The sequence below is a fragment of the Streptomyces sp. NPDC007205 genome (genome assembly GCF_040634095.1).
In the GTDB taxonomy this organism is placed as follows: domain Bacteria; phylum Actinomycetota; class Actinomycetes; order Streptomycetales; family Streptomycetaceae; genus Streptomyces.
The window spans coordinates 72,666-97,569 of sequence record NZ_JBEYEW010000003.1 but is presented as its reverse complement, the minus strand read 5'-3'; the positions used below and the strand labels follow the sequence as shown (position 1 = coordinate 97,569).

Genomic DNA, 24,904 nt, shown 5'->3' with positions numbered 1-24,904 from the left:
CGAGATGGAGCACCGACCATGTCCGAACCCCAGCACGACGAAGCACACGACGACTCCTTCGGCGCGGCCCAGCGCGAATGGCTCACGGAGCGGCTCACCCACTACCTCGGTGTGCCGGTCGACGAGAACGTGCCGTTCCACCAGTACGGAGGCTTCGACTCGGTCGCCGCGCTCAGCCTGTACGGCGACATCGAGGAGGAGTTCGGCCCGGTGCTCGACCCCACCGACATCGAGACGTACCCCACCGTGCGCGAGCTGGCCCGGTACATGGCCCAGCACGACCCGCGTCCGGCGGGCGGCGGCCTGGTGCGGGCGGCGTTCGTGTTCACCGGACAGGGCTCCCAGCACCCGGGCATGACCTCCGGCCTGTACTGGAACTGCACCGGCTACCGCACCCATCTCGACGAGGCCGCCGCCGAGCTGCTGCCCTACACCGGCACGTCCGTGGTGGAGCTGATCCTCGGCAACGACCCGCGGATCCACCAGACCGCGTTCACCCAGCCCGCCCTGTTCGCCGTCGAGTACGCGCTGGCGCAGACGCTGCGGGAGGAGGGCGTGACCCCGGTCGCCGTACTGGGCCATGGCATCGGGGAGTTCGCGGCGGCCGCCGTCGCGGGCGCCCTGTCGCTGCCCGACGCGGCCAAGCTGGTCGCGCTGCGCGGCGCCTTCATGCAGTACCTGCCCTCCGACGGCGGCATGATGGCCACCTGCGCGGCTCCGTTCGAGGCGGCCGAGCTGGTCGCGTCCGAGCCCGGCGTCGGCATCAGCGCCATCAACGCCGCCAAGGCCACCGTGCTCTCCGGTGACCGGGCGGGTCTTGAGCGCATCCAGGAGCAGCTGGAGAGCCGGGGCATCGCCTGCCGTCATCTGACGGTGACCCACCCCTTCCACTCGCCGCTGATGGCCCCCATGGTGCCGAAGTTCGACGCCGTGGCCCGCCGGGTCGCGGGCGGCGCCGCCCGGGTGCCGTTCTACTCCACGCTGTACGGCCGGCTGACCACCGAACCGCTCTACGGTGCGTACTGGAGCGAGCAGATCACCTCCCCCGTGCGCTTCGCCGACGCCGCCCGGGCGATGCTCGCCCAGCAGACCCCCACCCATGTGGTGGAGATCGGGCCGCGCGTGGTGCTCACGCCGTTCCTGCGCCGGATGGGCGGCAGCGAGGGGCCGGCCTGCCTGGTGGTGTGCCGCGGGCCGGAGAGCGACGCGGTGGACCTGGCCGGGGTGATCTCGGCGCTCGACGCGGGACCGCTGGCGGCGGCGCTGGCCGGGGCGTGAGCCGATGACGACGATCGGCCGGCCGCTGTGCGCGCCGGGACCGGAGAGCTCCTGGGAGCGGGTGCACGAGGAGCTGGTGCGCACCGGCAGCGTCGTGGTGCACGGCAGGATGCCCGGCTGGCAGCCGGACCCCGGCGCGGCGGACCTGCGCCTGCTCCTCGGCCGTGACTGGGCCCGTTACGAGAAGCTCGCCCGGGCCGGTATGAGAGAGCGCTTCCTCGCCTCCCGCCTGTTCCTGCGGTACACCGCCGCCGCGGCCGTGCAGACGCTGCCGCACCTGGTGGACGTGGCGTACCTGCCGGGCGGCCGCCCCTATGTGCGGGGCCTGGACCAGATCGACATCAGCCTCAGCCACACCGACGAGACCATGGTCGTGGGCGTCACCCGCCGGGGCCGGATCGGGGTCGACGTGGAACGCGCCGACCGCCGGCTCGCGCACACCGGTTCCGAGGCGCAGGCCTGCACGCCGTTCGAGAAGCGGTACCTCGACCGGGGCGCGGAGAGCGCCCGCAACGACACGATGGTGCGGCTGTGGACCCTGAAGGAGGCCTACAGCAAGGCGCTCGGCCAGGGCCTGCGGTTCCGTTTCACCGAGTTCGGCTTCGCCCTGCACGGTTCCTCCGGCGCCCGGCTGGTCCGTCCCGACGGCTCGGCCACGGACGACGGCGGCTGGACGTTCGGGACCTTCGCCGTCGGCGGCAGCCATGTGGTGAGCGTCGCGGTGTTCGACGACGGGTTCGGGGAGCTGTCGGACGTCTCGGTGGGGACGACGCTGCACGAGGGACTGCTGGACGCGCTGTACGGGGCGACCGGTGAGGAGCCGCGGCCGCCCGGCCCGGCGGGCTCAGGGGATCCAGCCGGCGTCCTCGGCGATGCGGATGGCGTCGACGCGGTTGCGGGCGCCGAGCTTGCCGACGATCGAGGTGAGGTAGTTACGCACGGTGCCCTTGGTGAGGTAGAGACAGCCGGCGATCTCGGCGGCGTCGGCTCCCCGGGCCGCCAGCCGTAGCACCTCCATCTCCCGGCGGGACAGCGGATTGTCCGGGTAGTCCCAGGCGGTCAGCGCCAGTTGGGGGTCGACGACCCGTCCGCCCCTCGCCACGGAGCGCACGGCGCAGGCGAGCTGGTCCGGCGGGGAGTCCTTCAGCAGGAAACCGGAGACATGAGCCGACATGGCACGGCGCAGGGTGCCGGGCTTGCCCAGGCTGGTGAGGATCAGCGAGCGGCAGCTGGGCAGTTGTACATGCAGGTCGGCGGCGGCCGTCAGACCGTCCATGCCCGGCAGGTCGACATCGATCACCGCCACGTCGGGCCGCACCTCGAGCGCGGTGCTGACGATCGTGTCACCCCGGTCCACGGTGGCGATGACCTTGAGATCGGGTTCGAGTTCCAGCAGGGCGACCAGAGCGCCGCGGATCATGTGCACGTCCTCGGCGAGCAGGACGGTGATGGACAGCACTGTTACCTCCCCCAGGCAGCGGTGTCTCGTCTGACCAGCCCTGTTCAGGCTGGGGACTTCTCGGCGTCCGGTGCGCCGGTGGCCGTGCCCGCGCGCGCCTCCCCCTTGCGCGGTTGCAGCGGGGCCCGTGCCACGAGGCGGAACATACCCTCCTCGTCGACGCCGGCTGTCAGTTCCCCGCCGATGCCGGTGAGCCGGGTCCGCAGATTGCCCAGACCGCTCCCACCCGCGGAACGCGTGTCGGGCACCCCCTCGTTCGCCACGCCGTCGTTCAGCAGCGTGAGGAGAACCGTTTCAGTCCCGCTGGTGGCCTTGATGGTACAGACCTCGGCCTTGCTGTGCCGGAGGATGTTGGTGACTCCTTCCCGCAGCGCGGTCGCGAGAACCGTGTCGACCACAGGATGCAGCCGGTCGACCTGTACGTCGACCTCCGTGCGCACATCGGCTGACATCAGCACCTGCGCGGCCGACTCCGCCTCGTCGCGCAGCGACATGTCCCGGTAGCCGCGCGAGACCAGCCGTACGTCCGCCAGGGCCTGCCGCGCGACCAGCAGCAGGGACGTGGTCTCGTCCGCGGCCACCTCCGGCCGGGTGGGGATCAGCCGGCTGACCAGCTCGCCCTTGAGCGTGATGGTGGACAGGCTGTAGCCGAGCAGGTCGTGCAGGTCCCGGGCGAAGCGGAGCCGTTCCTGGGTGACGGCCATGCGTGCCAACTGTTCACGGGTGTCGTGCAGTTGGCGGACAAGGTCGGTGAGGCGGGTCAGGCCGTAGATGACCAGTCCGCCGAGGGCGATGGAGATGAGGATGTACGCACCGTAGAGCGGGCCCGACTCGATGGTCGGGTACACCGGTGAGCCGACGACCACGAGCCCGAACAACGGCCAGGCGACCCGGTTGGGGAGTGTGAGCAGGACCGTCGCGGCGAAAGGCCCCTGCATACTGCCCCAGTTGAGGCCGAACCACACCGCCGGCAGATACGTCAGGACGGCCTGGGCGGCCAGGGTGACCAAGCGTCGCCGCAGGGGCCAGCTGCGCGCGGAGGGCGAGGTGAGCGCGAACTGCAAGCCGAACTCGACCAGTACCACGCCGACGCAGACGGCGACCTTGGCGGCGCCTGCCGAGCCGTACGTCAGCACATTGAGGATGACGATGGAGCAGTAGCAGCACAGGACGACGATCATGATCGCGCGGGCGAGGCGGGGCGCCAGTGCTGGGGGGACCGAGGTGTGGGGGGATCCCTCGGCATCCGCGGGACTTTCCGTTATTCGGAAAGTGTCCGGCATCGCGACCTCCTCGCCCGGGGACATGGCGCAAGGCATGGTATGGGCACGACTGGATGGCGGCCAGTGATGGCTGTAATTAGCCGGTTTCACACGAACAACGGAATCGGGTTGAGATCATCGTAACGCGTAGCGCGCGTGGTGCGACCGAGGGTCACGGGGACGTCGAAGAGGCGGCCCGGCGCGAACCGGGCCCAGAAGTGACGCATTCCGGGAACGATCACCTTCACCACGGGAAGGCGCACGTCAGGCCGAGTCTGATCGAGGACCAGCAGTTCCATGCCCCGCTCCCGCACCAGTCTCCCGGCCACGGCGAGGTCGTCGAGCAGGTCCCCTCGTGGTGTGCACACGTAACTTGCGGGCGTACGCGGTGACTCGGCTGGGTCCGGTATGAGATATGGCTGATTCCGGGTAGTAGCCCTCTTCCACCAGGAGGCCAGCTCCGGGTGGAGGGAGGCGAACTCCGTGTCCACTTCCGCTTCCGCCTCCGGCGGTGGCAGCAGCTGTGCCATCTCCGTCACCGCCCGGCGCAGCGCCGTACGCGGGTCGAAATGGGCGCCGAACCCGAAGCAAATGCCCGGGAACGCCGCATCCCTGCGGCAGGAGACGGCGGCCATGACGGGGATGCCGAAGTCGGTGGTCAGGTCCAGCACCCACACATCGCGCCGCAACTCGCCGTAGGTGGCGCGGACTTCGGCGAGCCAGGGCTCGTCGAAGGCGTCCAGGTCGACGCCCGGCTGCCGGGTGCGGTTGTACCACCACAGACCCACCGCGTCGCGCTCGACCACTTCGAGGAAACCCTGCAGCGTCGCGTCCTCGAGGCTGCTGCCTGCCGCGTTGCCGTTGGAATCCGCCCACGGCGCGGACGGCCGTCCACCCGGGGCGTGGCCGAAGTAGAGCATCGACGTGGGCAGCAGACGGTGGACGCCCGCAGTCACGGACCACACCGGCGTCCATTCCGCGGGAGCGTGCAGGTCGAAGGGCGGTGGAACCTGCTGAAACGCGGCGGCCGAGCGGTTCCAGCCGTCTCGCTCCGCGAACTGCCGGTCGGCGTACAGCTGGCACGCGTTGGGGTGCAGCGCGCTCTCACCGAGTCCGGCGAGGGTGTCGACCACGACCGGCTCGTCCCCCTGGCGGGTCGCGCTGTAGCGCTCGACCGCCTCGCACAGCGCTCCGACCTCGGCCTCCAGTGGTGTGGTGCCCTTGCCACCGCTGTGGCTGCGCAGCCCGTGACGCAGCCCCACGAGCGAGTCCGCACGCAGCGCGGCGTTGCGCCCGGAGACATATCGGTTGAGGCCCTGCGGGGTGCCCGGGGCCGGCCGCAGTTCCGGAACGACGCCGGTCAGCGGATCGACGAGGTGCTGGTAGCGGCGCAGTACCGTGTCGGCCGACAGGGCCCGGTGGCCGCCGCCGGCCGTAGCCGATTTCAGCCGGGAGGCGAAGGTCACCGGGCTCCTTGCGCTCGCCGCCATCAGGCCGGGATCGCCGCACTCGGGGCACTGGGGGCGCCGGGCCACCGGGTGGTGGCGGGTGCGTAGCGTGCGCGTGTCCAGAGTGCACAGGGCGCCCTGTTCGGTGTAGCGCATCCCGGCGACCCACTTCATCGTCTCCAGGACGGCGCTCTGGAGCCCCAGAGCGCGTACGGAAGCCAGGTAGGCCCGCGGCAGCGGCACCGGGCCGGGCAGTCCGAGGACCCGCTGCACCGGCGCCTGAGTGGCGCGGTGCCCGCGCAGCCGGTGGGCCAGGCACGACCAGCAGGCCCGGTCCGGGACCCCGAACACCGGCCCGACCCAGGCCTCGACGCCGCACGGCTTGGCCAGCAGCCAGGGCCGGCCCGCTGCCCGGTGATCGGCGTCCACCTCGGCCAGTGCCGGGTCCAGGTAGTCGTCGCACACGACCAGCGTGAACGTGGCGGACCCGTCCTCGCCGGCCAGGGTGAGACCGGAGGCGAGGCACTCCTCGCGGATGAGGCCGGGGTCCGTCCGTCCGAGCACCAGGATCTGCACCGGTGTGCCGCTCAGCGCAGCCTGGGCGCCCGTGCCGCTCAGACCGGCGAGTTCCCAGTACGCCTCGGCTGCGGCATCCGCCGACGGAGCGCGATAGCCGATGAGCTGGGCCTGGGCGAGCGCGGCGATCGTCCGGCCCGCCGCGGCGACGTCCACCACGGTCGCGGCCTCCTGGAGAACGGCCTCCAGGGTCCGCGTCCCGTCCAGCAGCGGGGCGACGGCCTCGACGTGCGGGCCGTGCAGGGCGGTCGTGCCGCGCTCCGACAACAGATACACGGCCTCGCCGCCGACGACTTCGACGCGCAGGTGGGGCTTGAACCCCACCTGCGGTGCCCTGGCGGACACGGAAGATCTGCTCATGCGGCGGACACGGCCGAGTCGTACGGCGCGTCCTGCCAGCAGGTGGGGCAGCTGTACGTGACGCCGGTGTCCGTCCCGTCCAGCTCCTCGATCACCAGCGTCTCGCGGCCGGCCCCGACCAGATACACCGGCTCCGCCGCCACGAGCCCGAACTCGGCGAGTACCGACACCGGGTCGGTGAAGTAGCGCGCGGCCAGCTCCGGTTCCAGACCGGCGCGGGCCGTGAGGAGCGCGATGTCGTGGTGGTGCGGGGCCGTTCCGGCCGTACGGGCCGGGGCGGGGATGGTCAACGTGCTCATGGGGCCCTCCAGAGGCATGAGTGTTGAGAGGCGCTGCGAATCGGGAATCCGTTCGGCGTGTCCCGCGTCACCGAATTCTGGAGGGCGTGCTTTCCAGCCGCCCAGTGCGGCCGTCACCATCGCGGTATGACATTTTCATAGGCCTCTTCATGACCCGCGCACTGTGACTCGAACCCGGCTGCTGCGAAGCTTTTGCCTTGCTCGGGAGGCGGCGACCGCCGGTCCCTCGGCCGACGGCACCACCCGCGTAAGACGGGGGCGAGCACCGCCCGCGCGAGACGGGAGAGTGATCACATGGACATCAAGGTACTGGGTCGGCTCACGGCGGAACTCAACGGCGTGTCGGTGGTTCCGAGTGCCGCCAAGCCGCGGCAGATTCTCGCCCTGCTCGCCCTGCAGACCGGACGCGTCGTCACCGTGCCGACGCTGATGGAGGAGATCTGGGGCGAGGACATACCCCGCAGCGCCGCGACCACCCTGCAGACCTACATCCTCCAGCTGAGGCGCAAGATAGCGGCCGCCCTGGAGGGCGATCCGAGCCGGCAGCCCAAGGACATCCTGGTCACCCAGCACGGAGGCTACCTCCTGGAGGTGCAGCCGGGGCAGATCGACGTGCAGGAGTTCGAGCAGCTGTGCGCCTCCGGCCGGGACGCCCATGAGGCGGCCGACTACCGGACCTCCGCGGAGCTGCTGCGCAGGGCCCTGGACCTGTGGCAGGGGCCGGCGCTCGTGGACGTCCCCGTCGGCAGCGTCCTCGAACTGGAGGCGCTGCGGCTCGAAGAGGACCGCATGGCGGCGCTGGAGCTGCGCGTCGAGGCCGACCTGCGTCTCGGGCGGCACGCCGAGATCGTGCCCGAACTGCGGGTGCTGGTGGCCAAGCACCCCATGCACGAGAACTTCTGTGCCCAGCTGATGACCGCGCTGCACCGCTCGAACAAGGCCTGGCGGGCCCTGGAGGCCTACCAGCGGCTGCGCGGCTCGCTGGTCGAGGAACTCGGTCTCGAGCCGTCGGCCCGGCTGCAGCGACTGCACCAGTCGATCCTCTCGGCGGATCCGGCCCTGGACGCCGTGGTCGGCTGAGTCCGCGGAGCCTTCCCCGTCTGCGAGCGGGGTGCGGACCGGTTACGGCTGGTCCGTACGCGCCGTCCCCCCCCGAGCATGACGCTCTCGCCGATCTCGGCCTCGACGTGACCGATGTCGCCGTCGGCGTCGAGCATCCGGGAACCCGGGGTCCCGGCCGCTGCGAGCGCCGACTTCTCCAGGCGGGTTCGAGGTGGCGGGCCTACGTTCGGCCGATGACGATCCTCGATGACCTCACGGTCTCCACAGTCGCCCCTGACCTGCGTCGAGCCGCCGCCGAACTGCGGCGCCTCAAGGAGGAAGTGAGCCGTGGCCCGGATCCCGAGGCCACCCGGCGGCAGCACGCGAAGAACAAGCTCACCGCGCACGAACGGCTGGCGGTCCTCTTCGACGAGGGCACCTTCACCGAGATCGAGCCCCTGCGCAGGCACCGCGCCACCGGATTCGGCCTGGAGGACAGGAAGCCGCACGGCGACGGAGTGGTGATCGGCTGGGGCCTGGTCCACGGCCGTACCGTCTTCGCGTACGCCCATGACTTCCGGGTCTTCGCCGGTGCGCTCGGCGAGGCCCACGCCGCCAAGGTGCACAAGGTGATGGACCTGGCCGAGGCGGCCGGAGCACCCCTGGTGTCGCTCAACGACGGGGCCGGCGCCCGCATCCAGGAAGGCGTCACGGCGCTCGCCGGCTACGGCGGCATCTTCCGCCGCAACGTCGCGGCCTCCGGGGTCATCCCGCAGATCAGCGTGATGCTCGGCCCGTGCGCCGGGGGCGCCGCGTACTCGCCCGCACTCACCGACTTCGTGTTCATGGTGCGCGAGACCGCCCAGATGTTCATCACCGGACCCGACGTCGTACAGGCCGTCACCGGCGAGAAGATCACCCACAACGGCCTGGGCGGCGCCGAACCGCACGCGACGGCCTCCGGCGTCTGCCACTTCGCGTACGACGACGAGACCGAGTGCCTGGAGGACGTGCGCTTCCTCATCTCGCTGCTGCCGTCCAACAACCGCGAGCTGCCGCCCGCCGCGCCGGGCGCCGACCCCGCCGACCGGCGCACCGAGGCCCTGTGCGACCTCGTACCCGCCGAGCCGGGACGCTCCTACGACGTCCGTGACGTCATCGGGGAACTCGTCGACGACGGCGAGTACTTCGAGGTCCACGAGGCCTGGGCGCGCAACGTGGTGTGCGCGCTGGCCCGCCTGGACGGGCACACCGTCGGCATCGTCGCCAACCAGCCCGCCGTGCTCGCCGGTGTGCTCGACATCCACGCCAGCGAGAAGGCCGCCCGCTTCGTCTCCACCTGCGACGCGTTCAACATCCCGCTGGTCACCCTCGTCGACGTCCCCGGCTTCCTGCCCGGCGTCGACCAGGAGCACAACGGCATCATCCGGCACGGCGCGAAACTGCTCTACGCCTACTGCAACGCCACCGTGCCCCGCATCTCCGTGGTGCTGCGCAAGGCGTACGGCGGCGCCTACATCGTCATGGACTCCCGTTCCATCGGCTGCGACCTGTCCTTCGCCTGGCCCACCAACGAGATCGCCGTGATGGGCGCCGAGGGCGCCGCGAACGTCATCTTCCGCCGGGAGATCAACGCGGCCGACGACCCGGAGGCCGTACGGGCGCAGCGCATCAAGGAGTACAGGACCGAGCTGATGCACCCCTACTACGCCGCCGAACGCGGCCTGGTGGACGACGTCATCGAGCCGGCCGAGACCCGCTCCGTACTGATCCGGTCCCTGGCCATGCTGCGCGGGAAAAAGGCTGAAGTACCGGCCCGCAAGCACGGCAATCTGCCCACCTGACCTGCGCGGACGCGGCGTCCACGCGGACGCGAGCGGCCGTCGAGCACCTGCCCGTTCCATGGGATGCACCGGATACGGCGGCGCGTCACGAGCGGGCGGCCGTCCGGGCCGGCCGGCCGGGGCGAGATCCCATCCATGGCAGCCCCGGCCGCCGCGACACCGCAGTGCTCCGGACGAAGGGATCGACAGTGGCCCGCACAGTTCCATCCGGCAGGGAGTGCGCGAAGCACCCCGCCCCGTCGAAGGCGAGGTAGATGATGCGTCGAGTTGCCATCACCGGACTGGGCGTCGTGGCCCCTGGCGGGATCGGCGTCAAGGAGTACTGGGACCTGCTCACCGCAGGCCGTACCGCCACCCGCACCATCTCCTTCTACGACCCCTCCCAGTTCCGCTCCCGGGTCGCCGCCGAGTGCGACTTCGACCCGCTGGCCGCCGGCCTCTCCCAGCAGGAGACCCGCCGGCTGGACCGGGCCGCGCAGTTCGCGGTCGTCTCCACCCGTGAGGCGCTCGCCGACAGCGGCCTGGACACCTCCGCCCTCGACCCGGGCCGGATCGGCACCTCGGTCGGCAGCGCGGTCGGCTGCACCACCAGCCTGGAACGCGAGTACGCGGTGGTCAGCGACGGCGGCCGGGAGTGGCTCGTCGACCACACCTACGCGATTCCCCAGCTGTACCGGCACTTCGTGCCCAGCTCGATGGCCGCCGAGGTGGGCCAGGCGGCCGGCGCCGAGGGACCGGCGGCGGTGGTCTCCACCGGCTGCACCTCGGGCCTGGACTCGCTCGGCCACGCGGTGGAACTGATCCGCGAGGGCACCTGCGACGTCATGATCGCCGGCGCGACCGAGGCCCCGATCTCCCCGATCACCTCCGCCTGCTTCGACGCCATCCTCGCCACCACCCCGCGCAACGACACCCCCGAGAGCGCCTGCCGCCCCTTCGACAGAACGCGCAGCGGCCTGGTCCTCGGGGAGGGCGCGGCCGTGCTGGTCCTGGAGGAGCTGGAGAGCGCCCGCGCCCGGGGAGCGCACATCTACGCCGAGATCGCGGGCTTCGCCCAGCGCTGCAACGCGTACCACATGACCGGGCTCAAGCCGGACGGCCGCGAGATGTCCGAGGCCATCGACGCCGCCCTCGCCGAGGCCCGGCTCGACCCGACCGCGATCGACTACATCAACGCGCACGGTTCCGGCACCAAGATGAACGACCGCCACGAGACGGGCGCGTTCAAGCGCAGCCTGGGCGAGCACGCCTACCGCACCCCGGTCAGCTCCATCAAGTCGATGATCGGGCACTCGCTCGGCGCGATCGGCTCCCTGGAGATCGCCGCCTGCGCCCTCGCCATGGAGCACGGGGTGCTGCCGCCCACCGCCAACCTGCACGAGCCGGACCCCGAACTCGACCTCGACTACATCCCGTTGACCGCCCGCGAGAAGCAGACGGACGCCGTTCTCAGCGTGGGCAGCGGCTTCGGCGGCTTCCAGAGCGCGATGGTCCTCGCGCGACCGGAAAGGAGCATCGCATGACCACGACGACCGTGGTGACCGGCCTCGGCATCGCCGCGCCCAACGGTCTGGGCACCGAGGACTACTGGAAGGCGACACTGGCGGGCGAGTCGGGCATCGGCCCGGTCACCCGGTTCGACGCCACGCGCTACCCGTCCCGGCTGGCCGGCGAGGTGCCGGGATTCGTCGCCGAGGAGCACATCCCCAGCCGGCTCATGCCGCAGACCGACCACATGACCCGCCTCGCCCTGGCCGCCGCGGAATGGGCCCTCCAGGACGCCGGCATCGACACCGGGGAGGTGTCCGAGTACGGCATGGGCACGGTCACCTCGGCGTCCGGCGGCGCCGTCGAGTTCGGCCAGCGCGAGCTGCAGAACCTGTGGAGCAAGGGCAAGGAGCACGTCAGCGCCTACCAGTCCTTCGCCTGGTTCTACGCCGTCAACACCGGCCAGATCTCCATCCGGCACAAACTGCGCGGCCCCAGCGGCGTCCTGCTGACCGAGCAGGCCGGCGGCATCGACGCGATCGGCCAGGCCCGCCGCCACGTCCGCAAGGGATTCCAGGCGGTCGTCTCCGGCGGCGTCGACGCGGGCATCTGCCCCTGGGGCTGGGTCCCGCAGCTGGCCACCGGTCTGATGAGCACCGAGCAGGACCCGGCCCGCGCGTTCCTGCCCTTCTCCGCCGAGGCGAGCGGATACGTGGTGGGGGAGGGCGGCGCCATCCTGGTGGCCGAGGACCTCGCGGCGGCCCGCGAGCGCGGCGCGTCCCACATCTACGGCGAGATCGCCGGGTACGCCGCCACGCTCGACCCCGCCCCCGGCTCGGGGCGCCCGCCGGGCCTGGCCAGGGCCGTCCGCAGCGCCCTCGCCGACGCCGGGCTCGCCCCCGCCGACATCGACGTCGTCTTCGCGGACGCCGCCGGTGTCCCGGAGCTGGACCGGGCCGAGGCCGAGGCGCTCGCGGAGGTGTTCGGCCCCCACGCCGTACCGGTGACCGCGCCCAAGTCGCTGACCGGCCGGCTGCTCGCCGGCGGCGCCGCCCTCGACGCGGCCACCGCCCTGCTCGCCCTGCGCGACGGGGTCATCCCGCACACCGCGGGCGTCGACGCCCCCGCCGCCGGCCACCCGATCGACCTGGTCACGGGGGCGCCCCGGGAGGCGGACCTGCGCACCGCACTGGTTCTCGCCCGCGGCCACGGCGGCTTCAACGCGGCACTCGTCGTACGCCGCACGGCGTGAACCGCCCTCATCCCACCCTGAGCCAGGCACCACACCCATCACCCAACGGAGGACCCACCGTGACCACCACCACGAGCACCACCGTCACCCTGGCCGACCTGACCCGGATGCTGCGCGAGAGCGCCGGCGAGGAGGAGGGCATCGACCTGGACGGCGACGTCCTCGACACCCCCTTCCTGGAACTCGGCTACGACTCGCTCGCCCTGCTCCAGGTCATAGGCGAGGTCCAGCGCACCTACGGCATCAGCGTCCCGGACGACGCGGTCGTCGACGCCGAGACCCCCCGCGCGCTGCTCGAACTCATCAACTCCGCCGGCGACAACGCGGCCTGAGCCGGAGTGCGGGCCGCCCCCATCCGGATCCCCCGCCGCCAGGGCCGGCCCGCACTCCTCCCTCCCCGATCCCTCCCCCCACGCCCCCTGGTTCCTGTCGATCCTTGCCCCACCGGCCGCGGCGGTCCGCGGCCCACGAGGAGGTACCCATGCCGCTGACGGCTGACAGCGCGGTGATCCGGAGGCTGATGGTCCGTCCGGGCCCCGCGGGAGAGGACAGGGCACCCGTGCCGGCGTCGGCCGCCGCGGTCTCCGCGGTGCTGCGGGCCTTCGGCCGCTCCCCGCGCGACCTGCCCGTACGAACCGTCGTCTACGTCGGTGCCCACGCACCCGACCCCGCCCTCGCACCCGAGCACGAGGGCTTCGCGGTACGGACCGCCTCGGCGCCCGGCCGCGCTCTGCGCCTCGCCCACCAGGAACTCCACGACGGCACCGCGGACTTCGCGCTCGTCGCCGGATTCGACGAGCCCGAGGCCGGGACCATCACGGTCTACGCGGTCAAACGCGCCGCCGAGGCGGTCGCCGAGGGCGACACCGTCCTCGGCGTCCTCGACCTCACCACCGACCCCGACGCCGCGCCGGAGCTGACGGCCCTCGCCCACGGCCACCGCGCCACCGACCCGGACCGGCACCGGCTGCTGCTGTGGTCGGGCCGGGACGAGCGGGACGAGCAACGGGTGCGCGGCGAACTGCTGCCCCTGCTCTCGGGCCTGCACCACGAGGCGTTCCCCGCCCTGCCCACCGTGGTGCCGTGCGGCACCGCGCCCGGACCGGTGCGCGGCGCCGCCGTCACCGTCGCCGCACTGTCCGCCGCCACGGTGCACAAGGCGACGGCGGTCACCGCGGCCAGACCCCGGCCCGTCGCCCTGCTCTTCCCGGGCCAGGGCTCCCAGCACCGCGCCATGGCGGCCGGCCTGTACGGGCGGGAGCCGGTGTTCACCGCCGCCTTCGACGCGGCCCTGTCCCACATGGGCGAGGAGGGCCCGCGGATCCGCGCGGACTGGCTCACCGACGGCCGCCCGCTGATCCCCGTCGACGACGTACGCCGCGCCCAGCCGCTGCTGTTCGCCGTCGACTACGCGCTCGGCCGCATGGTGATCGGCTGGGGAGTGCGCCCCACCGCGGTGCTGGGCCACAGCGCGGGCGAACTCGTCGCCGCGACCATCGCCGGTGCCGTCGCCCTGCCCGACGCGGTCGCCATGGTCATGGCACGCGTCCGCGAGGCGGTGAAGATCCCGCCCGGCGGCATGCTCGCGGTCGCCGCGGAAGAACACCGCCTCCGTCCCTACCTCCGCGACGACGTGGCCATAGCCGCCGTCAACGCCAACCAGCAGACCATGCTGGCGGGTCCGGCCGAACCGCTCGCCGAGATCGCCCAGGCCCTCCGCGCCGACGGCCTGACCGTGGTCACCGTACCGGCGACCAGCCCCTTCCACTCCCCGGCGATGGCCCCCGCGTCCGAGGCCGTGGAGGCGGCCTACCGGGACATCCCCCTGCGCCCGCCGGCGCTGCCGCTGTACTCCGGGTACACGGGCGAGCTGCTGAGCCCCGAGAAGGCACTCAGCCCCCGCTTCTGGGCCCGCCAGATCACCGACACCGTGTACTTCAAACAGGCCCTGGAGTCCCTGCTCGCCGCCGACGACATGCTCCTGATCGAGGCGGGCCCCCGGCAGACCCTCACCGCCTTCGCCCGCCGCCACCGGGCGGTACGCCTCGGTGCCAGTGCCGCCGTACCGCTGCTCCCGGGCCGCCCCGGCACGGCGGAGGCCGACCGCCAGTCGGTCCTCACCGCGGCGGCCAGGCTGTGGACCGAGGGCCACGTCCCCTCCCCGGTGGCGCTGTCCGCCCTGTGGACGTGGAGCGCCGATGCGCACACGGGCGCCGAGGCCACCGCCCCCGCCCCCCAACTCGCCGCGGCGACGCCATGAGGTCCATGACGGCGACGAGGGCGCTGCGCGTCCTGAAGGTGATCTACGGCACCCTGGTGGCGGCGGGCCGCATGTACGTCTGGCTCCCCCCGACGGAACCGCATCCCGATTGCTCCGACCCGCCGCTTCTCCACCCCGAACGCCTGCGCCCCGACGTCCCCCTGACCGCATACGAACGCGCCCTGGAACGGGAGCTGACGACGGGGGAGCAGGTGCCCTGAACACCCGGGCGCCGCTTCTCCTGTGTGGTGCCCCGGCCCGGCTCCCGCCCGGCCGGGGCACGGCAGTTCACCCAACGCCCTCGGATCGACGCCCGGTCCGACGCGCTCACCGATGCGCTGACCGAGGCGCGGACCGGCTCACGCGGGCGCGAAGACGAACAGGGCCGCCTCCGTGCCGACGTAGCCGTAGCCGGTGGCCGTGTCGACGGACGGGATGTTCTCCTCGGGCAGGTTCTTCGCCAGCACCTTCTTCGTCCGGGTGTCCACCGCGATGCCGGTGTCGGTGGCGCTCTTGTCGTCCGTCACCCCGTACAGCACCGACCCGTCGGCCGTGAAGCGGACCGGGTCGAGGGCGTGTTCGCCGCCCTGCTGCTCCCACAGCCGCTTGCCGTCGGCGGTCTGCCACACGGCGGTGCCGGGGAAGTCCTCGAACTTGACCACGTCCCGGGCGGCGAGGTCGCCGGAGGGCGAGAACAGCACCTCCTCCGCACCCTTGTACGAGGTCAGGAGCGCGCCGCTCTTCAGGTCGTACCAGGCGTGGATCCAGCTGCCGGAGGAGAAGGAGAGGCCGGCCTTCCAGCCGACGAGGACCTTGCCGTCGGCGATCCGCAGGATGCGCTTCTCCTCGCTCTCGGGGTGGTGGCCCTTGTCGTCCAGTGCCACGCCCTCGGGGATCTTCGCGCCGGCGGTGCTCCACACCTGCTTGCCGGTGGCGAGTTCGCTGAGCGTGATCTGCTCGGGCTCGGTCTGGAAGTCGCTGGCGTTCAGGAAGCCCGCGTAGTAGCCGCCGCTGATGAGCGGGGCATGGGCCACCGAGGCGTCCGCCGTGCCGGTCTCGGCGTCGTAGGTGCAGCTGGCGGCGGTGCCGGTGCAGGTGACCGTGCGGGACGGGCCGCCGCCGACGGGCGTGAGGCGCAGGGTGTCGCCGGTCTTCTCGACGCGGTAGCCGTCCAGCAGGGCGCCTCGCTCGTACGAGGGGACCTTGGCGAGCTCGCCGCCGTCGGCGCCGTACAGGGTGGCCGTGGTGGTGGTCTTCGCCTCGGTGAGGCCGTCGGACTTGCTGGTCGTGGAGGAGGTCACGGCCACGGCGGGGGCACCGCCGCGCCAGGTGACGGCCTCGACCGTCCTGGCCCGCACCTTCAGCGCCTTGCGGACGGCGCCGGTCTTCACATCGCGGAACTCCAGCGTGAGGGGCGCGGCCTCCTCGGAGTCGGACAGCACGCTCCCGGTCGGCGTGCTTGCGTAGTCCCCCTGCGCGTCCTTCGCCAGCAGCAGGGTGGAGCCGAGGTCGAGGGCGCCGGGCGCCGAGGTGCTTTTGGCGCGCAGGCTCCAGGCGGGCCGGGCGGCGAAGCCGGGCAGCGCGGGCCCCCGGTAGGCGGGGCCCTTCACGGCGTCGTCGGCGGCCGGGGCGGGCGCCGTCGCCTTACCACCGCCGGCCGTCCCGTGACCGCCACCGCCGCCGCATCCGGTCAGCAGCGCCAGGGACAGCGACATCCCGACGAGCGACATCCCGACGACCGCGCCGCGCTCCCGCGGACGTATCCCGCTCCTGTGGTTCACGGACCCACTCCCCCGTGTTCATGACATGACGGGGGGTGATCCTAGCGGAATGATGATCTTCCATTGGGCTCGGTCAGCGGTTGACGGTGATCGTCTGGCGGTCGGAGCACATGGAGTCCGGGTGCGCGCTCGCCGTCTGCCCACCCTTGATCTCCACACGGGCGCCGGGCTCGATGGCGTCGTACACCCGCTTCCCGGCTTTGGGCGCGAGGGCGATGGAGCCGGCGGGGGCGTTGTGGCCGAGGCTGCTGAGACCGGCGGCGGGGTCCAGCGCCCACATCAGCAGCCGCTGGTGGTGACTGCGGTCGGTGAAGGTGACCGCCCACTGCCTGATGTCCGCGTACTTGGTGATCGGGTCGGGGCGCAGGGTGAGGCTGGGGTACTTGGCGGTGACCGTGACCGACGTCTCGCCGATCGGGCAGGTCTCCTGCGGCGCGCTGATGGGGAACCTCCTGCCCTCGATGGTCAGTGTGTGGGCGTCCAGGTCGACCGTCACCCGCTGGACGGGCGCCGGGGACGGATGGGGCACGGACGTCGCGAGGGGCACGGCCGGCGGGGTGGGGGAGGAGCCGAGGGCGCCGGAGGCGACGGTGGCGAGGGCCGCTGCCCCCAGCGCGCCGGCGGAGAGCAGAACGCGTCGGCCACGGCGGCGGCGTGCCGCCCGGCTCCTCACCTGCGCCCCCGTGGCCGGGGCTGGTGCCACGCCGCGCGCGGCCAGGCCACGAAGACGGGCGGACAGCTCCGCCTCGGTCAGGGAACGCGGTGGCGGCTGATCAGACACAGGCTTCCTCCGTCGGGTGGGGTTCCTCGCTCACCAGATGAGCTGCGAGTGACGAACGGCCGCGTGACAGCCGCGCTTTGACGGTGCCGACGGCCACGCCCGTCTCGGCGGCTATCTGCTCCACGCTCAGATCGCACAGGTGATGCAGCACGATCGCGTTCCGCTGGACTTCGGGCAGGCACCGCAGAGCGGCGACCAACACCACATGGTCCGGGCTCGGTTCGGGCACCGGCAGCGGCGCGGACTCGCCCCGCACCAGTTCCCACCAGCGGCGTGCCCGCCGCCAGCGGCTCATCGCCAGACGGTGTGCCACCGTGCGGATCCACGCCTCGGGAGCCTGGTCGCCGGCCAGAACGGACGAACGCCGGTCCCAGGCGCGTACGAACGCCTCCTGCACCACGTCCTGTGCTTCGGCGTAGTCCCCCGTCAGGGCGTACAACTGGCCGACCAGACGCGGGTAGGCAGCCGTGTAGAAGAGGTCGAACTCGTCCTCGGTCACCTTGTCGTGCTCTCTCTCACGGCGCGGGGCGCGTCGTGTACGGCCGGTGCGGTGGGGGTCATGCGGTCGTGGTCTCTCCGGCGGCGCTGTGCTCGAGCCACTGCTTCCAGGTCAGGTTCCAGTCGCCGTAGCCGTTGCCGGCGGCGACGGTGGCCTTGTCCGACCCGGTGACCGTGACGACGTCGCCGACCCGTACCTGGTCGTAGAAGCGCTTGGCGGTGCCGTCGGTGGCGAGGCCGACACAGCCGTGGGTGACGTTACGGTGTCCGGCCTCGGTGTCGGCCCGCGGGTTCTGGTGCACGTACGTCCCCGATGTCGTCAGGTGCACGGCCCAGAAGTAGTCGCCGCGGTACTCGGCACCGAGACCGACGGTGCGGGAGTCCATGAGCACCTTGGACTGCTTGTCCATGACGACCATCGTCCCGTTCCAGGTGTCCATCCCCGGCTGCCCGGTGGTGACCGGGATCCGCTGCGTCGCCCCGCCGGTGCGGACGGTCATCTCGTGCCTGCTCGCGTCGACGGTGGCGACCAGCGACCGGCCGACGGTGAAGTGGCGGACGCCGTGCGAACCGAGGCGCAGGGTGACCTTGGCGCCGGGCTTCCAGTAGGCGGTACCGGGGCGGAAGTCGACCCGCTGCCCGTCCAGAAGGTTCTGGTCCTTCAGCCAGCTCCAGGCGCCGGTCGTGCCGGACGAGGTCTGCACACGCAGCCAGCTCTCCACGGCCTTGCGCTCGGCGGCGAGGACCGGCCGGGAGAAGGTGACGGATATCGGCATGCCCACCCCGACCGTCTGCCCGTCGGATATGTTCACCCGCGCCTGCGCGAGCACGGCGGGCTCCGGCATGGACGGAGCCGGGCGCGCGCCGCCGTGGTTCCCACCCTTGTCCTTCGCGGCTGTCGCGGCGGAGCCCCGGGCATCCGGCGCATCGGCGGCCACACGAACGCCGGTACCCGCGTCCGTCGAGCAGCCGACGGCCGACAGCAGAGCGATACAGGCCGCGACAGCGGCGCCGAGACGGCCGACGGTCCGACCGGCCGAACGGTCCACGTGCATGTCAATCCCCCTGTGAGGTGCGGTATCGCCTCCTATACGCACGGGCTCGGGGGCAGGTTGCATCGAATCGGAACTTCGTACGTCCGAGATCGCGGCGCAGCGCTTCGGCGAGTACCTGGCGGACCGCCATGAACGGCTCTGGAGAACGCACGCATGAGCGGCCGGTTGATGTGGAGAGCCTGTCGGGCCGCCGGGCACGCGCCGTCACCTGGTCCGGCGGGAGGCCGAGGTCCTTGTGGTGTTCGCGGCGTTCATGCCCGGCGGGTACTCGCCGGTGCTCCAGATCGGCCTGCTCGGACCGGCCGCTAGCGAGCAGCCGTGAACCGGTGGAGGAAGTGGTAACTCACCGGCCGGGATCGGTAGGTTGATCAGTTCCCGGGGTGTGAGTCCGCACGATGCGGCGGCCGTGTTCGGCAGCTTGTAGCAGTGACTGGGCTACCCGTTCGGCGTCGTCGGGATGCAGGTGGATCTCCTGGGTCCACAACACTGACAGTCGGATCGTGCCGGTCAGCAGGTTCGTGGCCACGTCCACTTCGACGCCGTTTCCGGTGGCATCGGTGACCTTCAGGTCCAGGTCGCTGCTGTAGGCGCTCATGCAACTCAGCATGCATGAGGCCCGGCTTCAGGTGCGAGGCCGGGCCTTCGTCATTCATCACGATGGACGTCTGCATCCATGAGCCACATGGATCGCCTGCTCAGGAGGCGGGTCTGCAGTGACCGCCCCCGTTGATGTCAGCTGTAGATGTCGGCAACCTCTGATCAGACGGCCCGCGGCGAGTTGCCGCAGCCACCGTCATTCGTGGAGCTAAGCCGCCTTGGGCCGCGCCGCACGCATGCCCGGGTCGGGCTCCTGCGCGCCCTCGAACGGCAAGGTGTCGTACGGCCCGAAGTCAGGGGCGTGGAACGGGTTTGTCGTCGGAGGCGGCGATGCTGCACTGGAACAGCGGGGTTGCCCGTCCGGAGCGGAGAACAGCGGCGTCAGATCGATGAGAGGTCTCCCTTTCGTTGCAGGTCCCTGAAGGGGCCTGGTGTGCCGTGACCGGGCACAGCGGTCCTACAGCTTGGTCATCTTGGCGTACGGGCTCAAGATCCGCATTTGCTCTGAGCCGAAGTCCACGAGCGCCGCGATTCCCACCTCGATGCCGATCACCCGGCCGAGGCCGTACACGTCATGTGTGACCTTGTCGCCCAGGGCGAAGTGCTTGGGAGCCGGTGTGACCGGGGCCTTGAAGGGGCTGGTAGGCAAATGACGCTTCGGTGCAGCGGGCTTTGTCATGGCTCAGTATGCGCCTATGTGTGTCCTGTTCGCTGTGGCCGTCGGCACAGATCCGGAAGGGGACAACCGCGTCACGCCGCTGACCTGCGGTTTCGAGCCCTCGTGAGGCGAAACTCGACCGCAGGTCTCCTTCGCAGACAGCGCTGACCTCTGCACCGGGCACGAGTGAGCGACCGATCAGGCGCGCGTACGCTCCGCCGACCTTCACCGAGACGTGACCGAGGCTACACGACAGGTGATGACAAGGATCGAAAACCACGGACATCTGAACATGAGTGACACAGAGTGGCCACTTGTGCGGGATGTGCTGCCGGTGCCGGCCTGGACACCACTGTCTCCCACACCTCGCGGGGCTCCGAGACCGGCAAGAAGATCAACGGGCGCAAGTGGTCCCTTGCTTTCCTCTGCTTTCCTCTACTTCCCTCCGAGCGCTTCCGCCGTCCCTGTGCTGTACAGCGCCTCGCCCATGGAGGAGCCCTCTCCGGTGACATGAGCACGGATCGACGCGATGTACTCGGCACGGCTGATGCGTCCGTCACCGTCGCTGTCCAGTGCCGCGAACGCTGCTTCGGCGTTGACGACCGGGTTGTTCAGTGCCGTGCGCAGCGCTGTGAACTCGGACAGCTTGAGGGCGCCGTTCCCGTCGGTATCGGCGAGGTCGAAGAGCGCGCCGAGGACGGGCGCGCAGACGGTGTCGAACGCCTCAGCGCCCGCCCATGCCGCGTACTCGTCGAAGGTCATCCCGCCGTCGCCGTCGGCGTCCATCGACGCCCACGCCTGCTCGCCCAGCGTGCGCGCGGTGACGACGAGCGGGTCGTCCTCCTTACGGCCCGTCGCCAGCGCCGCGTTCCTGGTGCGCGCCATGTACTCGTCCCTGGAGACGACCCCGTCCCCATCCGCGTCCAGCATGGCGAAGACGAGCCTCTGCGCGGTTGTCTGATCCATCGATATCCCTTCTGCCGGGTGCTGTCCGGCCGGTGAGAGCCGTATGCCGGTCGAGCTGTCCTACCCGGTGGCCCGGAGGCCAAGGCACCCACCGGGTGTGCGTTGCGCACGTCCAGCGCGTGGCGCGCGTTGCGCGCCGTCGGTGTGCCGCAAGGAGCCGGGGCGGCAGGAGCGGCTTGGGGGAGTCGGGGTCCGGCTTGGGGTAGTCAGGGCCCGTTGGCTGATCGGATTCCGTGGAGGGCGCATGTTCGGCAGACGCGGTGTGGCAGTGGCGCTGAGTTCCCTGGCCCTGGTGGGCTCTTCGGTGGTGTGGGCTCCAGCCGGCCAAGCCCATGAGAGCGAGCACGTACTGTGCGCCGGCTCCAGTACCAGCATGTACGACCCGCCGTTGACCCTTGAGTCCCGCTCGACCCGTGTTCGCACACAGGCCAGTTACGAGTGCACGGCCAAGCCCGGCCGCACCGTGCCGGCCACCGGCTACCTGGAAGGGGTGTCGCCCTCGGCGTCCTGCATCACGCTGGACAGCCCGCACCTCAAGGAGTTCGTCCACTACGCGGACGGCAGACGCTCCTTGATCGTCTACAACAGCGGCACCAGTGTCCGCGTCGCCGGCGTCCTCGTCGTCAGGCTGTCGGGCCGGGTCGTCGAGGGCCGCGGCGAAGGGCTGCCGGCGCAGCGGATCGTCCCCGCGCTCCCTGGAGGGCTGCCCACCGAGTGCCTGTCCTCCGGGCTCCGGGGAAGCAGCGGTGTGGCTGCGCTGGAGATCGGGCTGTGAGCCGGCCCGTGGCGGGGATCCCCACCGAACCCATCGGCAGCATCCCCCGGCCCGCTGAGCTGCTCGCAGCCATGGCCGACCACGCGGCAGGCCGGATCGGGGACGGCGAACTCGCCGCCGCCCAGGACCGCGCGGTCGCCGACACCGTCCGCCGCCTGGAGGAGATCGGTTCCCCGGTCGTCACCGACGGCGAACAGTCCAAGCCCAGCTTCGCCACCTACCCCCTGGCCGGTCTGGACCGGCTGGCGCCCGACGGTGTCGTCATCCCCTTCGCCGACGGACACCAGCGGCAGCTGCCCCGCCTGACCGCCGGACCCCTGCGGTATGCCGTCCACGCCGACCGCTATCTCCGCGCTGCCCTCCGGCACGCGACCGTACCGGTCAAACAGGCTGTCATCGCGCCCTCGGCGCTCAGTCTGCTCTACCCTCCCGATGGCATCGACGGCTATCCCCGCGAAGCCTTCCTCGACGACCTCACCGCCGAGGCCGAGGCCGACATCCGCGGCTGCCTCGATGCCGGCGCGCACAGGGTCCAGCTCGACTTCACGGAGGCCCGCCTCGCCCTGAAGCTCGATCCGGGCGGGAGCCTGCTGGAACAGTTCCTCGCTCTCAACAACCGCGTACTGGAGCGGTTCTCCGCCGCCGAACGCGCCAGGATCGGTGTGCACACCTGCCCCGGTGGCGACCAGGACTCCACCCACAGCCTCGACGTCGAATACACGGCCCTGCTGCCCGCGCTGCTGCGGCTCCAGGTCGGCGCCTTCTACGTGCAGCTCGCGAGCGAGCCCGAACCGGACAAGGTCCTCGGCGTCATCGCCGATCACCTGCCCAGCCAGGCCCGCGTGTTCATCGGCGTCACCGATCCGATCGACCCTTGTGTCGAGACGCCCGAGCAGGTCCGCGACCGTGTCCTGGCGGCCGCCCGCCACGTGCCGGTCGACCGCCTCGGCACCTGCGACGACTGCGGCTTCTCTCCCTTCGCCGACGACACCTCCACCTCCCGCGAGACAGCCTTCGCCAAGATCCGCGCCCGTGTCGAAGGGACGACCCTGGCCGCCCGCGAACTGGTCGACTGAGTCTGCGACAGGGCCGCGCCGACGGCACGCCGCCCCCGGAGGACTTCCGGAGCCGACCACTGGGCTCAGTGGTTCTCCCTGGTCCGTGGCGTTTTCCGCGGCGCTGTGGCCTGGATGTGCCCGCTCCGGGCACATCCAGGAACGCCGTGTCGTCCGGCGAGGACCCGCTACGGCGCGGCGGTCTTGTGGAAGCCCTTGTCGAGGTAGGGGTACTGGTCCACGACGAAGCCGTCGTGGACCAGGCGGCCGATGCCGCCCTCGTCACGCCAGACCTGCTCGGAGGAGCCGAAGGAGAACCCTCCGAACTCCTGGCGGACCTCGTCGGTGTAGACCCGGTAGCGCTGGCCGGGCTGGATGACCGTCCCCGGGGGGAAGGCGTAGGTGTGCCCGGTGGGCTTGGACTCCACGACCCAGCCGGTCAGGTCCTGGGGCGCGCCGCCCTTGTTGAAGATCTCGATGTACTCGTCGGGCTGGCCCGTGCCGTTGCCCAGGTAGCGCAGGTCGGAGATGATCACGTCCGGCTCGTCGACGGTGAACATGCAGACGACCTCGGCGAAGTTGACTCCGCCCTCGGGGCTGCGGAACTGCCGGACGATCTGGCCGCCCCGCTTGAACCCGCTCAGGACCGCCCTGTACTGCTTCCCGTCGATCGTGACGGGCTGAGGGTGGATGAACTCCTGCAGGTCGACCAGGTCATCGTCCGCGGGGCTGCTGCCGCTGGTGTTGGGTGTCTCGTAGTGATGGAAGGTGAAGCTCAGATCGGTCGTGCTGCCGTCCTCGAACATGACGTTGATGGCGAGCGCGACGTTGAACTTGTCCGGGCTGACGTTGGTGGGGAGATTACGGTGCACGAAGGTACCGACGACGAACTCGGTGCCGTCGAGCTCGACGTCCGCGGCGGAACCGCGGAACTGGTACCCGCTCTGGGAACCGCTGCTGCCCCACCTGACGTCGGCGGTGCCCAGGCCGTTGATCGGCGAGGCGGCCGGACTGGTGGACGGGAAGACGCCGGAAGTGACGACGGTGGTCATGGTGTCTGACTCCTGCTCTCTCAGTCCTCGTCCTCGATGACCTCGGCCTTGAGCTTGGCCGGGGGCGCGGTGCCGATCTGGGCGACGCCGTCGGTGAAGCGGCCGGGCTTGGCGCCGTCGACGGCTTCGAGGCCGCAGGTGTAGGCGATGAGGTCCTTGTCCTCGCCGTTCGTGTTCAGGTGCACGTGGTAGGTGAAGGTCAGCGTGCGCCCGTCCTCGCTGACCTTGGCCTGGACGGGCGGCAGACTGCCGCCCGTGGTCTGGTCGATGCGCTTGTACTGCGCGCCCACCATGCCGTTCCAGCGGAATCCGGTGGGGGCGGTGAAGACGTGCTCCCGTTCGCCGGCATCGACGGTCTCGCTCCAGTTGGGCGTACGGACGCAGATGTTGACGGTGGTGCCGAGGCCACCGGGGGCGTCTTCGACCCCGCCCTCCTGCCAGACCACCAGGTCCAGCTTCTGCGCACGGCCCTGTTCGTAACCCCAGTCGTAGCCGTTCGCGTAGTGGTCCTTCTCCCCGCGTGTGCCGTCGCGCGGCGGGTCGGCGTACGGGCGTCCGGCGAGCGCGTCGGCCCGCCCCTGTTCCTCTCCCCGTTTGTAGGCTTCCTTCTTCGCGGACTGCACTTCAGTGGCCATCTCCGGGTCCTCCTGGGGCTGTGATCGAAGCGTGCGGTGAAACGGGACGCCCTGGCACAGGCACCCGGTCCCCGGGCGACGGGCAGGACCGGGCATGAGCATGCCGCGCGGTTCACGGAGCACGGGAGGCCAGGAGAGCGGTCTCCGGAGGCGGAATCCAGAACGCCGTCGGCGGCTTCGGCCGGGGCGTTGCGGCAGACAAACGGAATGCACCTGGCCGTCATCTGCGTCCATGGTTAGCCCAGTCCTGCGGGCGGTATGCCGCCGTTCCGCCGTTTGGAATGCTGGATCGATTCTGCGTCACTTGTTCGAGTGGAGCCGAGGCGTACGGGGCGCACGGATGCGGAGTGCAGCGCACCGGCGCCGGCCGGCCGGTGTGCAGGGGGTGTCAGCGACCGCTCGGGAAGGAGGCGGACATGATCCGGCGGCGGCCTTGGTCTCCACCCTGTCGGTGGCGGCGTCCCGCACAGACAGCTCTTTGCAA

Annotated in this window: 23 protein-coding genes and 1 pseudogene; 11 read left to right on the top strand and 13 right to left on the bottom strand. The window is 71.3% G+C overall.

Annotated features, from left to right (window positions below):
• The first annotated feature begins 18 nt into the window (after positions 1-18).
• Positions 19-1,278: an acyltransferase domain-containing protein gene (locus tag ABZ624_RS06830; protein WP_360083379.1), complete on the top strand. Its 1,260-nt coding sequence runs from the start codon at positions 19-21 to the stop codon at positions 1,276-1,278.
• 4 nt (positions 1,279-1,282) lie between these two features.
• Positions 1,283-1,924, top strand: a pseudogene (locus ABZ624_RS06825) (4'-phosphopantetheinyl transferase superfamily protein); the annotation flags it as partial.
• Between the two features lie 198 nt (positions 1,925-2,122).
• Here the strand turns inward: ABZ624_RS06825 and ABZ624_RS06820 are convergent.
• The 4 genes from ABZ624_RS06820 to ABZ624_RS06805 all read right to left on the bottom strand — a co-directional run bounded on the left by ABZ624_RS06820 (position 2,123) and on the right by ABZ624_RS06805 (position 6,682).
• Positions 2,123-2,734, bottom strand: a complete 612-nt coding sequence (locus ABZ624_RS06820; RefSeq protein ID WP_360084059.1) for a response regulator transcription factor — start codon at positions 2,732-2,734, stop codon at positions 2,123-2,125.
• A gap of 47 nt (positions 2,735-2,781) precedes the next feature.
• Positions 2,782-4,020 (bottom strand): histidine kinase, encoded by a 1,239-nt coding sequence (locus ABZ624_RS06815; protein WP_360083377.1) that lies wholly within the window; start codon positions 4,018-4,020, stop codon positions 2,782-2,784.
• An 86-nt stretch (positions 4,021-4,106) separates the two neighbouring features.
• Positions 4,107-6,383, bottom strand: coding sequence for a TOMM precursor leader peptide-binding protein (locus tag ABZ624_RS06810; RefSeq protein ID WP_360083375.1), 2,277 nt, complete (start codon positions 6,381-6,383; stop codon positions 4,107-4,109).
• Entirely contained in the window at positions 6,380-6,682 is a 303-nt protein-coding gene (locus tag ABZ624_RS06805) for a hypothetical protein (RefSeq protein ID WP_360083373.1), read from the bottom strand. The genes ABZ624_RS06810 and ABZ624_RS06805 overlap by 4 nt, the downstream gene beginning before the upstream one ends.
• Positions 6,683-6,976: 294 nt before the next feature.
• Between ABZ624_RS06805 and ABZ624_RS06800 the strand changes: the two genes are divergently transcribed.
• The 7 genes from ABZ624_RS06800 to ABZ624_RS06770 all read left to right on the top strand — a co-directional run bounded on the left by ABZ624_RS06800 (position 6,977) and on the right by ABZ624_RS06770 (position 14,788).
• Positions 6,977-7,762: an AfsR/SARP family transcriptional regulator gene (locus tag ABZ624_RS06800; RefSeq protein ID WP_360083371.1), complete on the top strand. Its 786-nt coding sequence runs from the start codon at positions 6,977-6,979 to the stop codon at positions 7,760-7,762.
• A gap of 215 nt (positions 7,763-7,977) precedes the next feature.
• Positions 7,978-9,567 (top strand): acyl-CoA carboxylase subunit beta, encoded by a 1,590-nt coding sequence (locus ABZ624_RS06795; protein ID WP_360083369.1) that lies wholly within the window; start codon positions 7,978-7,980, stop codon positions 9,565-9,567.
• 257 nt (positions 9,568-9,824) lie between these two features.
• Positions 9,825-11,090: a beta-ketoacyl-[acyl-carrier-protein] synthase family protein gene (locus tag ABZ624_RS06790; RefSeq protein ID WP_360084057.1), complete on the top strand. Its 1,266-nt coding sequence runs from the start codon at positions 9,825-9,827 to the stop codon at positions 11,088-11,090.
• Positions 11,087-12,307 (top strand): ketosynthase chain-length factor, encoded by a 1,221-nt coding sequence (locus tag ABZ624_RS06785; RefSeq protein WP_360083367.1) that lies wholly within the window; start codon positions 11,087-11,089, stop codon positions 12,305-12,307. The genes ABZ624_RS06790 and ABZ624_RS06785 overlap by 4 nt, the downstream gene beginning before the upstream one ends.
• A gap of 107 nt (positions 12,308-12,414) precedes the next feature.
• A complete protein-coding gene (locus ABZ624_RS06780; protein ID WP_360084055.1) occupies positions 12,415-12,639 on the top strand; it encodes an acyl carrier protein in 225 nt (74 codons plus the stop codon).
• 149 nt (positions 12,640-12,788) lie between these two features.
• Positions 12,789-14,567 (top strand): acyltransferase domain-containing protein, encoded by a 1,779-nt coding sequence (locus ABZ624_RS06775; RefSeq protein ID WP_360083365.1) that lies wholly within the window; start codon positions 12,789-12,791, stop codon positions 14,565-14,567.
• A 5-nt stretch (positions 14,568-14,572) separates the two neighbouring features.
• Positions 14,573-14,788, top strand: a complete 216-nt coding sequence (locus ABZ624_RS06770; RefSeq protein ID WP_360083363.1) for a DUF6059 family protein — start codon at positions 14,573-14,575, stop codon at positions 14,786-14,788.
• Between the two features lie 138 nt (positions 14,789-14,926).
• Here the strand turns inward: ABZ624_RS06770 and ABZ624_RS06765 are convergent, their stop codons facing one another.
• From ABZ624_RS06765 to ABZ624_RS06735, 7 genes are all read right to left on the bottom strand, one after another.
• Positions 14,927-16,348, bottom strand: coding sequence for a hypothetical protein (locus tag ABZ624_RS06765; protein WP_360083361.1), 1,422 nt, complete (start codon positions 16,346-16,348; stop codon positions 14,927-14,929).
• 73 nt (positions 16,349-16,421) lie between these two features.
• Positions 16,422-17,129 carry a L,D-transpeptidase gene (locus tag ABZ624_RS06760; protein ID WP_360083359.1) on the bottom strand — a complete coding sequence of 236 codons (708 nt, stop codon included), beginning with the start codon at positions 17,127-17,129 and terminating at the stop codon, positions 16,422-16,424.
• On the bottom strand, positions 17,122-17,628 hold the full coding sequence (locus ABZ624_RS06755; protein ID WP_360083358.1) for a SigE family RNA polymerase sigma factor: 507 nt from the start codon (positions 17,626-17,628) through the stop codon (positions 17,122-17,124). The genes ABZ624_RS06760 and ABZ624_RS06755 overlap by 8 nt, the downstream gene beginning before the upstream one ends.
• Positions 17,629-17,686: 58 nt before the next feature.
• On the bottom strand, positions 17,687-18,682 hold the full coding sequence (locus ABZ624_RS06750; protein ID WP_360083357.1) for a L,D-transpeptidase: 996 nt from the start codon (positions 18,680-18,682) through the stop codon (positions 17,687-17,689).
• A 343-nt stretch (positions 18,683-19,025) separates the two neighbouring features.
• On the bottom strand, positions 19,026-19,277 hold the full coding sequence (locus ABZ624_RS06745) for a hypothetical protein (RefSeq protein ID WP_360083355.1): 252 nt from the start codon (positions 19,275-19,277) through the stop codon (positions 19,026-19,028).
• A gap of 459 nt (positions 19,278-19,736) precedes the next feature.
• Positions 19,737-19,958: a hypothetical protein gene (locus ABZ624_RS06740; RefSeq protein ID WP_360083353.1), complete on the bottom strand. Its 222-nt coding sequence runs from the start codon at positions 19,956-19,958 to the stop codon at positions 19,737-19,739.
• A 414-nt stretch (positions 19,959-20,372) separates the two neighbouring features.
• Positions 20,373-20,903, bottom strand: a complete 531-nt coding sequence (locus ABZ624_RS06735; protein ID WP_360083351.1) for an EF-hand domain-containing protein — start codon at positions 20,901-20,903, stop codon at positions 20,373-20,375.
• Between the two features lie 244 nt (positions 20,904-21,147).
• Here ABZ624_RS06735 and ABZ624_RS06730 point away from each other — a divergent pair, with 244 nt between their 5' ends.
• Together ABZ624_RS06730 and ABZ624_RS06725 are read left to right on the top strand one after the other, a co-directional pair.
• The gene (locus ABZ624_RS06730; protein ID WP_360083349.1) at positions 21,148-21,678 is read left to right on the top strand and encodes a hypothetical protein; all 531 of its coding nucleotides are present in this window, start codon (positions 21,148-21,150) and stop codon (positions 21,676-21,678) included.
• A complete protein-coding gene (locus tag ABZ624_RS06725; protein WP_360083347.1) occupies positions 21,675-22,754 on the top strand; it encodes a cobalamin-independent methionine synthase II family protein in 1,080 nt (359 codons plus the stop codon). The genes ABZ624_RS06730 and ABZ624_RS06725 overlap by 4 nt, the downstream gene beginning before the upstream one ends.
• A 167-nt stretch (positions 22,755-22,921) precedes the next feature.
• Here ABZ624_RS06725 and ABZ624_RS06720 read toward each other — a convergent pair whose 3' ends face one another.
• Together ABZ624_RS06720 and ABZ624_RS06715 are read right to left on the bottom strand one after the other, a co-directional pair.
• The gene (locus tag ABZ624_RS06720; protein ID WP_360083345.1) at positions 22,922-23,785 is read right to left on the bottom strand and encodes a lamin tail domain-containing protein; all 864 of its coding nucleotides are present in this window, start codon (positions 23,783-23,785) and stop codon (positions 22,922-22,924) included.
• 20 nt (positions 23,786-23,805) lie between these two features.
• Positions 23,806-24,420 carry a hypothetical protein gene (locus ABZ624_RS06715; RefSeq protein ID WP_360083343.1) on the bottom strand — a complete coding sequence of 205 codons (615 nt, stop codon included), beginning with the start codon at positions 24,418-24,420 and terminating at the stop codon, positions 23,806-23,808.
• Positions 24,421-24,904 lie beyond the last annotated feature (484 nt).

What these genes read in the sequence shown, in the direction of transcription:
- ABZ624_RS06830 (WP_360083379.1), top strand. Translation starts at nt 19, where the DNA reads ATGTCCGAACCCCAGCACGACGAAGCACACGACGACTCCTTCGGCGCG.
- ABZ624_RS06815 (WP_360083377.1), bottom strand. Translation starts at nt 4,020, where the DNA reads ATGCCGGACACTTTCCGAATAACGGAAAGTCCCGCGGATGCCGAGGGA.
- ABZ624_RS06810 (WP_360083375.1), bottom strand. Translation starts at nt 6,383, where the DNA reads ATGAGCAGATCTTCCGTGTCCGCCAGGGCACCGCAGGTGGGGTTCAAG.
- ABZ624_RS06805 (WP_360083373.1), bottom strand. Translation starts at nt 6,682, where the DNA reads ATGAGCACGTTGACCATCCCCGCCCCGGCCCGTACGGCCGGAACGGCC.
- ABZ624_RS06800 (WP_360083371.1), top strand. Translation starts at nt 6,977, where the DNA reads ATGGACATCAAGGTACTGGGTCGGCTCACGGCGGAACTCAACGGCGTG.
- ABZ624_RS06795 (WP_360083369.1), top strand. Translation starts at nt 7,978, where the DNA reads ATGACGATCCTCGATGACCTCACGGTCTCCACAGTCGCCCCTGACCTG.
- ABZ624_RS06790 (WP_360084057.1), top strand. Translation starts at nt 9,825, where the DNA reads ATGCGTCGAGTTGCCATCACCGGACTGGGCGTCGTGGCCCCTGGCGGG.
- ABZ624_RS06785 (WP_360083367.1), top strand. Translation starts at nt 11,087, where the DNA reads ATGACCACGACGACCGTGGTGACCGGCCTCGGCATCGCCGCGCCCAAC.
- ABZ624_RS06780 (WP_360084055.1), top strand. Translation starts at nt 12,415, where the DNA reads ATGCTGCGCGAGAGCGCCGGCGAGGAGGAGGGCATCGACCTGGACGGC.
- ABZ624_RS06775 (WP_360083365.1), top strand. Translation starts at nt 12,789, where the DNA reads ATGCCGCTGACGGCTGACAGCGCGGTGATCCGGAGGCTGATGGTCCGT.
- ABZ624_RS06770 (WP_360083363.1), top strand. Translation starts at nt 14,573, where the DNA reads ATGACGGCGACGAGGGCGCTGCGCGTCCTGAAGGTGATCTACGGCACC.
- ABZ624_RS06750 (WP_360083357.1), bottom strand. Translation starts at nt 18,682, where the DNA reads ATGCACGTGGACCGTTCGGCCGGTCGGACCGTCGGCCGTCTCGGCGCC.
- ABZ624_RS06745 (WP_360083355.1), bottom strand. Translation starts at nt 19,277, where the DNA reads ATGAGCGCCTACAGCAGCGACCTGGACCTGAAGGTCACCGATGCCACC.
- ABZ624_RS06740 (WP_360083353.1), bottom strand. Translation starts at nt 19,958, where the DNA reads ATGACAAAGCCCGCTGCACCGAAGCGTCATTTGCCTACCAGCCCCTTC.
- ABZ624_RS06735 (WP_360083351.1), bottom strand. Translation starts at nt 20,903, where the DNA reads ATGGATCAGACAACCGCGCAGAGGCTCGTCTTCGCCATGCTGGACGCG.
- ABZ624_RS06730 (WP_360083349.1), top strand. Translation starts at nt 21,148, where the DNA reads ATGTTCGGCAGACGCGGTGTGGCAGTGGCGCTGAGTTCCCTGGCCCTG.
- ABZ624_RS06720 (WP_360083345.1), bottom strand. Translation starts at nt 23,785, where the DNA reads ATGACCACCGTCGTCACTTCCGGCGTCTTCCCGTCCACCAGTCCGGCC.
- ABZ624_RS06715 (WP_360083343.1), bottom strand. Translation starts at nt 24,420, where the DNA reads ATGGCCACTGAAGTGCAGTCCGCGAAGAAGGAAGCCTACAAACGGGGA.